Origin of the sequence: Streptomyces sp. SID14436 (assembly GCF_010548465.1) — a bacterium.
GTDB lineage: Bacteria > Actinomycetota > Actinomycetes > Streptomycetales > Streptomycetaceae > Streptomyces.
In genome coordinates this window covers 1-11,703 of sequence record NZ_JAAGMD010000814.1, presented here as the reverse complement: position 1 = coordinate 11,703, position 11,703 = coordinate 1, and the positions used below count along the sequence as shown (strand labels likewise).

The following is an 11,703-nucleotide window of genomic DNA, read 5'->3' as shown; positions in this document are numbered from 1 at the left end:
TCGGGCATCCCGATGGCCCTCCCGCCGCTCGCCGACGTGCTGCCGGACGTCCGGCCCGAGGAGCCCGCCGCACCCCCGCGCGGGGCGCCCGCGGCCTTCCCGGAGCTCCGCCCGCCCGCGGACACCGCCCTGGTGATCCAGCGCACCGGGACCACGCCCACGGTCGCCTCGCCGTCCCCGGCGAAGGCCGGCGGCGGTCTGAAGGGCCTGGCCCGGCGCAACCTGGTGGCCACCGGCGCGGGCGCCCTGCTCGTCGCCGTGCTCGGGACGGTGGTCACCCTCGGCGCCACGTCCGGCAACGACGCCGGCACCCCGTCGGAGAACGTGGGCGTGAACCCCTCGGCCAGCCAGGGCGTCGACGACGACAGCCTGGGCGCCGACCGCGCGGGCCAGGAGGGCGACACCGGCACGGCCACCAGCCGCCCGACCGACCCCGGCCCGGACGGCACCTTCGGCACCTCGGACGACCCCACGCCCACCGAGAGCGGGTCGGCGCGGCCGTCGGACGGACCGAGCGGCACCGGCGAGCCCGGTGACCCGACGTCGACGTCGACGAAGCCGCCGTCGTCCACCCGGCCGCCGTCCTCCACGAAGCCGCCGACGAGCAACAAGCCGACGGACCCCACCAGCCCGACCACGCCGACCGACCCGTCGACCGAGCCGGAGCCGACGACGCCGACCCCCACGGACACCGAGGAGCCCCCGCCGCCGTCGACGAGCGACAGCGCCAGCGGCCCCGCCCCGTCCTCCCCGGCGCAGAGCAGCAGTTCGGCGAGCGCGCCGGAGACCGGTGACACGGACACGCCCGGCGATCCGGACACGGTGATCTGACACCCCGCCCGCGGGCGCGGGCGCGCGAAGGGCCGGACCCCCGCGGGGATCCGGCCCTTCGCACACGGCGCGGGCGCCGTCGCTCAGAACAGGCGCAGCTTGTCGTCGTCGATGCCGCGCAGCGCGTCGTAGTCCAGGACCTGGCAGCCGATGCCCCGGTCCGTGGCGAGCACCCGTGCCTGCGGCTTGATCTCCTGGGCGGCGAAGATGCCGCGCACCGGCGCGAGATGGGGATCGCGGTTCAACAGCTCCAGGTACCGGGTGAGTTGCTCCACGCCGTCGATCTCGCCGCGCCGCTTGATCTCCACCGCGACGGTCTTCCCGTCGGCGTCCCGGCACAGGATGTCGACGGGACCGATGGCGGTCATGTACTCGCGCCGGATGAGGGTGTAGCCCTCGCCGAGGGTCTCGATACGGTCGGCGAGCAGCTCCTGAAGGTGTGCTTCCACGCCGTCCTTGATCAGACCGGGGTCCACCCCCAGTTCGTGCGAGGAGTCGTGCAGGATCTCCTCCATCGTGATGATGAGCTTCTCGCCCGCCTTGTTGACGACGGTCCAGACCCCCTCCTCCGCTCCGGTCCCCTCCTTCAACGTGCAGGGGGGCGACATCCAGTTCAGGGGCTTGTAGGCCCGGTCGTCGGCGTGGATGGAGACGCTGCCGTCCGCCTTGACCAGGATCAGGCGGGGCGCCGGGGGGAGGTGGGCGGTGAGCCGCCCGGCGTAGTCCACGGAGCAACGGGCAATGACGAGACGCATGGTCGGCAACGCTACTCGACGGGCCCGCCCCGATGCGATTCGCCCGGGAACAGGTCCCGGATTCAAGGACCGCACAGGGCCCGTGGGACCCACCTGGCACGTCCTGAATCTCCTGGAAACCACGGTTTCGTCGATGGCCGATTACCGGCCCACAGGTTGTTCCGCATCCGGCTGTTCGCCTGGTGCGGGCCCGATCGGTTGCTTACGGTAGTGAACGGGAGGTCGCGAGACGTGTACGCAGCGTGCCCGATATCGCGAACTCCCTTATCTGTCAGGCAACCCCTGCTCGACGGGGGTGCGAGAGGAGAACCCATGTCGCTCGACGTCTCACCGGCCCTACTCGAACAGGCCGAGCGAGGCGAGGTCGACGAAGCCGCCTTCGTCGACTGCGTCCGGACCTCCCTGCCGTATGCGTGGGAGATGATCAGCTCCCTGGTGGCCCAGCTGAAGGTCGACGGCGGAGTCTTCGCCGACAACCAGACGCCTCCGCCGGACGAGCAGGCACGCGGTCAACTGCTGCGTGCACTTGCGAGTGACGCGATACGTGGCGCGCTGCAACGGCACTTCGGTGTCCGGCTGGCCTTCCAGAACTGCCACCGGGTGGCGGTGTTCCCGCTCGACTCCTCGGTCGACGAGACGCTGGCGCGCTTCACCTCCATCCGCGGTCAGCTGCTGAACCAGTCACCGGAGCTGCGCGACTGCTGATGCGCCCCCGTCCTTCGCTTGCCGCTCCGTACGCGGGAGGTGCGGTCTGTACCGGGGCGGCAAGCCCCATGGTTCCCCGGCTCGCTCAGGCGAGCTGGGGGAGCACGTCGCTGCCGAGCCGCCGTACGTTCTCCTCGGTCGCGGCGAGGTCGCCGGAACCCTCGACGAGCAGTGCGAAGCGGGAGATGCCGGTGCGCTCGCCGGTCGCGGCGAGCCGGTCGGCGCACAGCCGCGGCGTGCCCACCGGGTGCAGCCCGCAGAGCAGTTCGGTGTACGCGAGCGGGTCGCGCATCTGCCGCTGCCGGCCGTCCACGGTCACATGCGCCTCGAGCCCCTGGCGGAGCCAGCCCGGCATCGCCTTCGTCAGGGTCTCCACCGCGTCCGAGCGCCGGTCGGCGATCTGGCAGACACCGGCGGAGACGTGGGCGGCCTCCTGGATCTCCTCGGCCGGCCGGCCCGAGGCGCGCGCGTGGCGCCGCCACAGGGCGACCATCTCGGCCTTCTCCTCGTCCCCGACGTGCATGCCCAGCAGCATCGGCAGGCCCCGCTCGGCGGCCAGCCGCACACTCGCCGGCGAGGTGCACGCGACGACGACCTCGGGTCCGCCGCCCGGCGTGAGCGATTCCGACGGGCGCGGCACGACGGGCACTTCACGGAAGCGGAAGCGCTCGCCGTCCGCGCCGACCCGCGGTTCGCGCAGCCAGCGCATCAGCAGATCGAGTGATTCGGGGAAGCCCTGCTCGTACGCCTCCAGGCCGGACCCGAACACCTCCAGGTCGACCCAGGGGCCGCCGCGCCCCACCCCCAGCGAGAAGCGGCCGCCGCTGGTGAGGTGCAGCAGCGCCGCCTGCTCGCCGAGGGCCACGGGGTGGGCGGTGGGCAGCACGCTGACCGCCGTGCCGACCCGCAGCCGGCGGGTGCGGCCGAGCAGGAGGGCGGCCAGGGTCACGGCCGACGGGCAGGTGCCGTAGGGGACGAAGTGGTGCTCGGCCAGCCAGACCGAGTCGAGCCCCGCCTCCTCGGCCACCTCCGCCGAGCGGACCGCACGGTGCAGTGCCTCCCCTTCGCCCTGCCCAGGGAACTGGGCGGCCAGTACGAAACTTCCAACGCGCATTGCTTTCCTGCTTCCTTGGCTCCGACACGGAGCTCCCCCACACGGCATAACCGTCTGACACGTGCCGAGGACACGGCCGGGCGGGGGATTTTCCGGATTGTCTGCAGAATGGACCGCCGGGAAGGGGCTCGGAGCCGCCCCGAGGGCGACGTGGGAGGACCGGTCGCGTCCGTGTGCCCGGGGTCCCGCCGCGTACGCTGGACGGGTCGCTGCACCCTGTATAGCCCCGTGAGGTGTCCCTTGTCCCCGCGTCGCAACCGACCCAAGGGAGCCGGTTCCGCCGGCCGCAGTGCCGAGGACGACCGCTCCGGCCGCTACGGCGGCTGGCAGTCCACGGAGAGCTGGCAGGGCGAGGAGTGGAGCGTACGGCACGTGGCCGGAGCCAGCGCCCAGGGCAAGGCCTACCGCTGCCCCGGCTGCGACCAGTTGATCCCGGACGGCGTGCCGCACCTGGTGGCGTGGCCCGAGCACTCCGGCGTCGACGAGCGCCGGCACTGGCACAAGGCGTGCTGGAACGCCCGGGACCGCCGGACCACGCGCGTGCAGCGGTCCCGCAACGCACCGAGGTTCTGACGTCCGCCGGCCCGCCCGGCCGGCGGCCGGGCGCCCGTGCGGCGCTCCCCGGCTTGATAGGCAAGTGAACACTTGCCTATGGTGGGGGTGTGGCCGACGACGAACTGTTCAAAGCCCTGGCCGACCCCACGCGCCGCACGATCCTCGACGAGCTCGCGGAGCAGTCCGGGCAGACCCTGTTCGAGATCTGCTCGCGCCTGGCCATGAAGCACGGGCTCGGCATCTCCCGCCAGGGCGTCTCCCAGCACCTCGCCGTGCTGGAGGCGGCGGGACTCGTCGGGACCAGGCGGGAGGGACGCTACAAGTTCCACGACCTGGACACGGCCCCGCTGCGGAGGATCACCGAACGCTGGCCCCCCACCGACCCGACCGGACCGGAGAACACCCCATGAAGATCCAGCTGACCAGTGTCTTCGTCGACGACCAGGCCGAGGCCCTGCGCTTCTACACGGACGTGCTCGGCTTCGTGAAGAAGCACGACGTCCCGGTGGGCGAGCAGGACCGCTGGCTGACCGTCGTCTCGCCCGAGGCCCCCGACGGCCCCGAACTCCTCCTGGAACCCCTCGGCCACCCGGCCGCCCGCACCTACCGCGACGCGCTCGTCACGGACGGCATCCCGCTCGCCCAGTTCGCGGTCGACGACGTCCGCGCCGAGTACGAGCGGCTGCGCGGCCTCGGCGTCCGCTTCACCCAGGACCCGCTGGAGATGGGCCCCGTCACCACCGCCGTCCTCGACGACACCTGCGGCAACCTGATCCAGATCGCCTCGCAGCAGCAGTAGCCCGGGCGGGCCCCTCAGACGTCCCGGCTGTTGAGCAGCGCGAAGGCGCCGCCCAGGGTCACCCCGGTCAGCCCGAGCATGATCCACAACGGGTCCCAGCCGGACGGGCCGGAGCTGCTGAGGGAGTTGGAGTAGAAGATGCTCAGCTGGTTCGGGATGGAGTACTGGAACAGCGCCTGCTGCACGTCCTGGAGCGAGGACGAGAACATGAACAGGGCGATCACCAGCGGGGCCAGCAGCAGACCGATCATGATGGTGATGGCGCCCGCCGAGTGCCGGATGAGCGAGCCGACGGCCAGCGAGAGGGTGCCCAGCAGCGCCAGGTAGAGCGAGATGCCCACCGTGCCCTTCAGCCACTCCTCGCCGGAGGGCGCCCGGGCCCCGCTGCCCTCCAGCATCGCCACGTGCAGCAGCGCGACGAGCGAGACGGAGACCAGCGTCACCACGAAGGCCACCAGGAAGAACACCACGGCCTTCGCCGCCAGGACCCGCGCCCGCGCGGGACAGGCGACCATCGTGGTGCGGATCATGCCGGTACCGTACTCGGACGCCGTGGTCAGCACGCCCAGCGTGATGACGCACATGCTGCCCAGCAGCAGCCCGAAGAGGCCGAGACCCATCGGGCTCTCGCCGTTCAGGTCAGCGTCCGCGGTCAGCACGAGCAGTCCGGCCAGCGTGCCGATGCCGACGACCAGCAGCACGAACACGCCCAGCGTCCACATCGTGGAGCGCACCGACCTGATCTTCGTCCACTCGGAGGCCAGCGCGTGCCCGAGGTGGGTGCGCACGACCGGGATCGGCGAGGTGTAACGGGGGTGCTCCCCGTCGGCCCACGCGGCGCCGGGGGCGGTCGCCGGGCCGTGGCCGGGGTCCTGCGCGGTCGGGGTCTGCGGCGTACTCATCGGGCGTCCTCGGGCTTGGTCAGGTCGGGAGCGGCGGGGGCTGCGGGAGCCTCGGCGGACGGGCCCGCCGGGGCCGGACCCCCGGGGTGCCCTGCCGCGCGCTGTGACGCCCCCGCGAAGGGCTCCTCGCCCGGCTGGGGCGGCGGCGGGGCGTACCAGCCGGGCTGGCCCTGGCCGGGCACCGGCATCGGCGGTTGCGCGCCCGGCGGCAGCGGCTCCTGGAAGCCCTCTTTCTGGTCCGCGGTGGAGCGGTAGTCGACGGCGCTCTGCGTCATCCGCATGTACGCCTCCTCCAGCGAGGCCTGGTGCGGCGACAGCTCCCACAGCCGCACGTCCGAGGCGTGGGCGAGGTCGCTGATGCGGGGGAGCGGCAGCCCGGTCACCCGCAGCGCGCCGTCCGGCTCGGGCAGCACCTGGCCGCCGGCCTCGGTGAGCGCGGCCGACAGCTTCTCGCGCGCCTGCGGCTCGGTGTCGGGCGTGCGGACCCGCGCGAAGTCCGCCGAGTTGGCGGAGATGAAGTCCGTCACGCTCATGTCGGCGAGCAGCTGTCCCCGGCCGATGACGATGAGGTGGTCGGCGGTCAGCGCCATCTCGCTCATCAGGTGCGAGGAGACGAAGACCGTGCGGCCCTCGGCCGCCAGCGCCTTCATCAGGTTGCGCACCCACAGGATGCCCTCGGGGTCGAGGCCGTTGACCGGTTCGTCGAACAGCAGCACCTCGGGGTCACCGAGCAGGGCGGCGGCGATGCCCAGCCGCTGCCCCATGCCCAGGGAGAAGCCCTGGGACCGCCTGCGGGCCACCTCGTGCAGGCCGACCACGCCCAGCACCTCGTCCACCCGGCGGGCCGGGATGCCGGAGAGCTGGGCGAGGCTCAGCAGGTGGTTGCGGGCGGTGCGCCCGCCGTGCACGGCCTTGGCGTCCAGCAGCGCGCCCACCTGCCGGGCCGCGTTGGGCAGCCTGCGGTACGGATAGCCCCCGATGGTGACGTAGCCGGCGGTGGGGTTGTCCAGACCGAGGATCATGCGCATGGTCGTCGACTTGCCCGAGCCGTTGGGACCCAGGAAGCCGGTGACGGCTCCCGGCCGCACCTGGAACGAGAGGTCGTACACAGCGGTCTTCGCGCCGTACTGCTTGGTCAGGCCGACAGCCTCGATCATGCTCCGCACCCATCGAAGGTTCTGGACAGCGGGGCACACGCCCCCGTAAGGGTTAGGAGGATATCCAGGCGCTCACGGTTCCGCTGAATGCGAGGTGAAACCGGCGCCCGGACATCCGCTCCCTACGCGTCGCGCTTCTTGAGCACCGCGTAGCCGCCCAGGACCGCCGCCAGCACCCACAGCGCCATGATCCCCAGACCGCCCCACGGCCCGTACGGGGTGTCGTCGTCGAGCGGCGGCACCACCTGAAGGATCTTGCTGCCGGCCTGGTCGGGCAGGTACTGGCCGACCTTCTTCGTCGCGTCGACGTTGCCCAGGATGTTGGAGATCAGGAAGAAGAACGGCATCAGGATGCCCAGCGACAGCATCGGCGAGCGCAGCATCGCGGCCACGCCCATCGAGAACAGGGCGATCAGCGTCATGTAGAGGCCGCCGCCGATCACCGCCCGCAGCACCCCTTCGTCCCCGATGGACGCCTTGTGCTCGCCGAGCATGGCCTGGCCGAGGAAGAAGGTGGCGAAGCTGGTCGCCATGCCCACCACCAGGGCCAGCGCGGTGGCCACTCCCAGCTTGCTGAACAGGAACGTGGCGCGTTGCGGCACCGCCGCCAGCGAGGTGCGGATCATGCCGGTGCTGTACTCGTTCGACACCACCAGCACCCCGAACACGATCATCGCGAGCTGGCCGAGGCCCATCCCGGCGAAGCTGATGAACGTGGGGTCGAAGGCGAGCCGGTCCCGCTCGCTGAGGTTGTCGAACTCGCTCTTCGACAGCGCCGAGATCAGCATGCCCAGGGCGATGGTGACGACCACCGCCAGGGAGAGCGTCCACACCGTGGACGCCACGGACCGGATCTTCGTCCACTCGGAGCGGACGACCTGTCCTGCCGCCATGATCAGCCCTTCTTCTTCCAGTCGTCGCCCCACTGCTGCTGCTGTTGCTGCTGGGCGGGGGCGGGCGGGCCAGAGTGCGCGTGGTACTCCACCGATTCCGCGGTCAGTTGCATGAAGGCTTCCTCCAGGGACGCCTGTTGCGGGCTCAGCTCGTGCAGCACGATCTGGTGCCGGGCGGCCAGCTCACCGATCTGCTCGGCCTTGCTGCCGTCGACCTCCAGGACCCCGCTGCCGCTCTCCACGGCGGTGATCCCGGCCTCGTGGAACGCGTCCAGGAGCTGCTCCCGCTGCGGGCTGCGCACCCGGACGTAGGAGCGGGAGTTGCGCTGGATGAAGTCGGCCATGGACGTGTCGGCGAGCAGCCGGCCCTGTCCGATGACGACGAGGTGGTCGGCCGTCAGCGCCATCTCGCTCATCAGGTGCGAGGAGACGAAGACCGTGCGCCCCTGCTGCGCGAGGGACTTCATCAGCATGCGGATCCAGTGGATGCCCTCGGGGTCGAGGCCGTTGACCGGCTCGTCGAACATCAGGATCCGCGGGTCGCCCAGGAGCGCGCCGGCGATGCCGAGCCGCTGCCCCATGCCGAGCGAGAAGCCCTTGGCCTTCTTCTTCGCCACCGCCGTCAGACCGACGGTGTCGAGCACCTCGTGCACCCGCTGCCGCGGGATGCCGTTGCTCTGCGCCAGGCACAGCAGGTGGTTGAAGGCGGTGCGCCCGCCGTGCAGCGCCTTGGCGTCCAGCAGCGCCCCCACCGATTTCAGCGGGTCCTTCAGCTGGTCGTACCGCTTGCCTTCGATGCGGACATCCCCGGCCGTGGGCCGGTCCAGGCCCAGCACCATGCGCATCGTGGTGGTCTTCCCGGCCCCGTTGGGTCCCAGGAAGCCCGTGACGATGCCGGGTTGCACCGTGAAGGTCAGATTGTTGACCGCCACCTTCTCGCCGTACCGCTTGGTCAGCCCCTCGAGCTCGATCATGACGCCACGCTAGAGGGCGACGAAGCCCTCTGCCACCTCGGGGGCAGAGGGCTTCGCCGGTTTCAGCCGTTGTGTACCGGTCTGTTACCGGGACTGCTGGGCCGGCACCCCGCGGGAGATCGGCTCGTCCTCCGTGGCGGGCGCGCCCGTCGCGGCCACCGCGGCACCCGTGAGCGTCGCCAGCATCTCGCGGACGTTGGTCAGCTGGGCGTTGATGGAGTCGCGACGGTTGGTCAGGGCCGCGAGCTCGCGCTCGGATTCCGAACGGATCCGGTCGGCCTTGGCGTTGGCGTCCGCCACGATGTCCTCGGCCTGGCGCTGCGCGGTCTCCACCGTCTGGCGGGCCCGGCGCTCGGCGTCGGTGCGCAGCTTCTCGGCCTCCAGCCGCAGCTGCTCCGCGCGGTGCTCGATCTCGGCGAGACGCTTCTCGGCCTTGGCCTGACGGGACGCCAGGTCCCGCTCGGACTGCTCGCGGCGCTTGGCGAGGTTCGTCTCGAAGTCGGCGGCGGCCTGCGCGGCCTTGGCGCGGGTCTCCTCGAAGAGGGCGTCGGCCTCCTCGCGCTTGGACTGCGCGTCCTTCTGCGCCTCGGTACGCAGCTGGGACGCCTCGCCCTGGGCCTTCTCGACGATCCGGACGCCCTCGTCCTCGGCCTTGGCCTTGCGCTCGGCCGCGTACGACTCGGCGTCGTTGCGGACCTGCTGGGCGGCCGACTCGGCGAGTTCGCGGTGCTGCTCGGCGGCGCGGCGGGCCTCCTCGCGCAGGTCCTTCGCCTCTTCCTCGGCGAGGCGCAGGATCTTCTCGACCCGGGCGCCGAGACCGGCGTACGACGGCTCGGCGTCGTTGACCTGGGCCTGGGCGTTCTGGGTCTCGAGGTGGAGCTCCTCGATGCGCTTTTCCAGAGCGGTGATGCGGGCGAGAGCGCTGTCACGGTCGGAGACGAGCTTGGAGATACGTTCGTCCACCTGAGCGCGGTCGTATCCACGCCGCACAAGCTCGAAGCCGTAGGGGGAAGTGTCGCTCATGGGGTTCCTGTCGAATGAGACCGGTGAGGTGATAGGGGGAATCCTAGGCGCCGAAGCGGTGTGTCATCGAGCGGATGCACGTTTGATACGGAGAATGACACCCCTTTTGAGTGGCTGACGGTCGGAAGGCTTGCCAAAGCCATGGGCAGAACCCCTCCGGCGGGAGGGGTTTGCCCGGTTTGACGGTGGTCCGGTGGTGGCCTGACGGTCCGGTGGCTAGGAGTCGGACGCCTTGGCGCCGGACCGGGCGCCCGCGGCGGCCGCCGCCTTCACGCCGTTGTCCTTGCCGCCGCCCGGCGCCTCGAAGGACTCCAGGGCCTCCAGGACGTCCTGCACGCGGGAGATCTCGGCGTTGATGTCCTCGCGGCGCCGCACCAGGACCTCCAGCTCCCGCTTGCCCTCCTCGACGGTGCGCCGCGCCTCGCGGATGGCCTCGGCCTTCAGCTCCTCGGCCTCCTTGACCAGCGCGGCCTTCTTCTGCTCCGCCTCCTTCAGCAGGCCCTCGGCCTTCTTCACGGCGGCGATGCGCACCTTGCCGGCCTCCGAGTTCGCCTCCGAGACGATCTCCTTGGCCTTCGCCTCGGCCTTGGCCAGCTGCTCCTCGGCGGCCTTGATGAGCGCGTCGCACCGGTCGCCGGTGGACTTCATCGTCTCGGCCGCCTCCCGGCGGGCCCGCTCGTGCAGCTCCTCGATCTCGCCGGTGATGCGGTCGCGGAGCTCCTCGGCCCGCTCCCTTATCTGCGCCGCGTCCCGCCGCGTCCCGGCGAGCAGCTCGTCGGCGTCCGTGCGGGCCTTCTCCACCAGCGAGTTGCCCTCGACGGTGGCCTCGGAGACCAGCCGCTCGGCCTCGCTGCGGGCCGCGCCCACCATCGTGTCGGCCTGGGCCTCCGCCTCGGCCGTCGTCTTCTGCGCCTGCTGCTGAGCCTCCGTCAGCAGCTTGTCCGCCTCCGCGGTGGTCTCCGTGATGAGCGTGTCGACCTGCTCGGCGGCCTCCGAGCGCTTCCGGTTGGCCTCCTTGCGCGCCTCGTCCAGCGCCCGCTCGGCCTCCTGGCGCGCGGACGCCACCAGCCGCTCGGCCGCCGCCTCGGCGTCGGCCCGGGTCTGCTCCGCCTCCGCCCGCAGCCGCTCCGCGTGCTGCTGCGCCGAACCGACCGTCTCGGCCGCCTCCGCCCGCAGCCGCTCCGCGTCGCCCGTCGCGTCCGCGATGAGCTTCTCCGCCTTGGCGACCGACTCGGCCCGCACCCGCTCCGCCTCGGCGACCGTCTCCGAACGCAGCCGGTCGGTCTCCGTGATGGTGTCGGCGGTGAGCTTCTCCGCCTCGTTGCGCGCCTCGGTGATGAGGGTGTCCGCCTGCGTCGCCGCCTCCGAACGGATGCGGTTGGCGTCCTCCCGGGCCTCCGCCCGGGTGCGCGAGGCGCTCTGCTCCGCCTCGGCGATGGCGTCCGACGCCTCGGTGCGCACCCGCTGGGCGTGGTCGGCGACCTCGGCCCGGATGCGGTCCGCCTCGGTGATGGCCTCGGACACCGTCCGCTCGGCGAGGGACTTGGCGGCCTCGGTCTCCTCCCGGGCCTCCTGGCGCAGCCGTCCGGCGTCCTCGCTCGCCCGCTCCCGCTCCGCGTAGGCGTCGGAGCGGACCCGGTCGGCCTCCTCCTCGGCCTCCCGCCGGGTGCGCTCCGCCGCGTGCTCGGCGGCGCTGCGCAGCCCGGCGATCTCCTCCTGCGCCTGCTCGTGCAGCCCGGCCACGGAGTCCCGCACCTGCTGGGCGTGCTGCTCGGCGGCCGACACCATCTCCGTGGCGCGCCGGTCCGCCTCCTCGACCAGGCGCACCGCCTCGGCCTGCGCCTCCTCCACGCGCGTGCGCGCCGAGGCGAGCAGCTCCTCGCTCTGCTCGCGCGCCCGCTCCCGCTCCCGGCCGGCCTCCTCCCGGGCGGCGCCCAGGAGTTCCTCGGCCTCCCGGCGGCGGCGGGCCGCCTCCTCCTGCGCGGCGGCCAGCGT

Annotated in this window: 11 protein-coding genes and 2 pseudogenes; 5 read left to right on the top strand and 8 right to left on the bottom strand. The window is 72.1% G+C overall.

The window, feature by feature from the left end; genetic code table 11:
* Window positions 1–831, top strand: a pseudogene (locus G3I53_RS29910) (ATP-binding protein); the annotation flags it as partial.
* A gap of 83 nt (window positions 832–914) precedes the next feature.
* Here the strand turns inward: G3I53_RS29910 and nucS are convergent.
* A complete protein-coding gene (gene nucS / locus G3I53_RS29905; protein WP_164336167.1) occupies window positions 915–1,586 on the bottom strand; it encodes an endonuclease NucS in 672 nt (223 codons plus the stop codon).
* 312 nt (window positions 1,587–1,898) lie between these two features.
* Here nucS and G3I53_RS29900 point away from each other — a divergent pair, with 312 nt between their 5' ends.
* Complete coding sequence (locus G3I53_RS29900) at window positions 1,899–2,291, top strand: SCO5389 family protein (RefSeq protein WP_164336165.1); 393 nt, start codon at window positions 1,899–1,901, stop codon at window positions 2,289–2,291.
* An 85-nt stretch (window positions 2,292–2,376) separates the two neighbouring features.
* Here the strand turns inward: G3I53_RS29900 and G3I53_RS29895 are convergent, their stop codons facing one another.
* On the bottom strand, window positions 2,377–3,405 hold the full coding sequence (locus tag G3I53_RS29895) for an LLM class flavin-dependent oxidoreductase (protein WP_164336163.1): 1,029 nt from the start codon (window positions 3,403–3,405) through the stop codon (window positions 2,377–2,379).
* Window positions 3,406–3,645: 240 nt separating this feature from the next.
* Here G3I53_RS29895 and G3I53_RS29890 point away from each other — a divergent pair, with 240 nt between their 5' ends.
* From G3I53_RS29890 to G3I53_RS29880, 3 genes are all read left to right on the top strand, one after another.
* The gene (locus G3I53_RS29890; RefSeq protein ID WP_164336161.1) at window positions 3,646–3,978 is read left to right on the top strand and encodes an ATP/GTP-binding protein; all 333 of its coding nucleotides are present in this window, start codon (window positions 3,646–3,648) and stop codon (window positions 3,976–3,978) included.
* 89 nt (window positions 3,979–4,067) lie between these two features.
* A complete protein-coding gene (locus tag G3I53_RS29885) occupies window positions 4,068–4,370 on the top strand; it encodes a metalloregulator ArsR/SmtB family transcription factor (RefSeq protein ID WP_164336159.1) in 303 nt (100 codons plus the stop codon).
* On the top strand, window positions 4,367–4,759 hold the full coding sequence (locus G3I53_RS29880) for a VOC family protein (RefSeq protein WP_164336157.1): 393 nt from the start codon (window positions 4,367–4,369) through the stop codon (window positions 4,757–4,759). The genes G3I53_RS29885 and G3I53_RS29880 overlap by 4 nt, the downstream gene beginning before the upstream one ends.
* A 14-nt stretch (window positions 4,760–4,773) precedes the next feature.
* Here the strand turns inward: G3I53_RS29880 and G3I53_RS29875 are convergent, their stop codons facing one another.
* The 6 genes and pseudogenes from G3I53_RS29875 to G3I53_RS29850 all read right to left on the bottom strand — a co-directional run.
* A complete protein-coding gene (locus G3I53_RS29875) occupies window positions 4,774–5,661 on the bottom strand; it encodes an ABC transporter permease (protein WP_164336155.1) in 888 nt (295 codons plus the stop codon).
* Complete coding sequence (locus tag G3I53_RS29870) at window positions 5,658–6,818, bottom strand: ATP-binding cassette domain-containing protein (RefSeq protein ID WP_164438961.1); 1,161 nt, start codon at window positions 6,816–6,818, stop codon at window positions 5,658–5,660. The genes G3I53_RS29875 and G3I53_RS29870 overlap by 4 nt, the downstream gene beginning before the upstream one ends.
* Window positions 6,819–6,940: 122 nt before the next feature.
* Window positions 6,941–7,711: an ABC transporter permease gene (locus G3I53_RS29865; protein ID WP_164338880.1), complete on the bottom strand. Its 771-nt coding sequence runs from the start codon at window positions 7,709–7,711 to the stop codon at window positions 6,941–6,943.
* A 2-nt stretch (window positions 7,712–7,713) separates the two neighbouring features.
* Complete coding sequence (locus G3I53_RS29860) at window positions 7,714–8,685, bottom strand: ABC transporter ATP-binding protein (protein WP_164338879.1); 972 nt, start codon at window positions 8,683–8,685, stop codon at window positions 7,714–7,716.
* A gap of 84 nt (window positions 8,686–8,769) precedes the next feature.
* On the bottom strand, window positions 8,770–9,708 hold the full coding sequence (locus G3I53_RS29855; protein ID WP_164338878.1) for a cellulose-binding protein: 939 nt from the start codon (window positions 9,706–9,708) through the stop codon (window positions 8,770–8,772).
* Window positions 9,709–9,924: 216 nt separating this feature from the next.
* A pseudogene (locus G3I53_RS29850) lies at window positions 9,925–11,703 on the bottom strand (hypothetical protein); the annotation flags it as partial.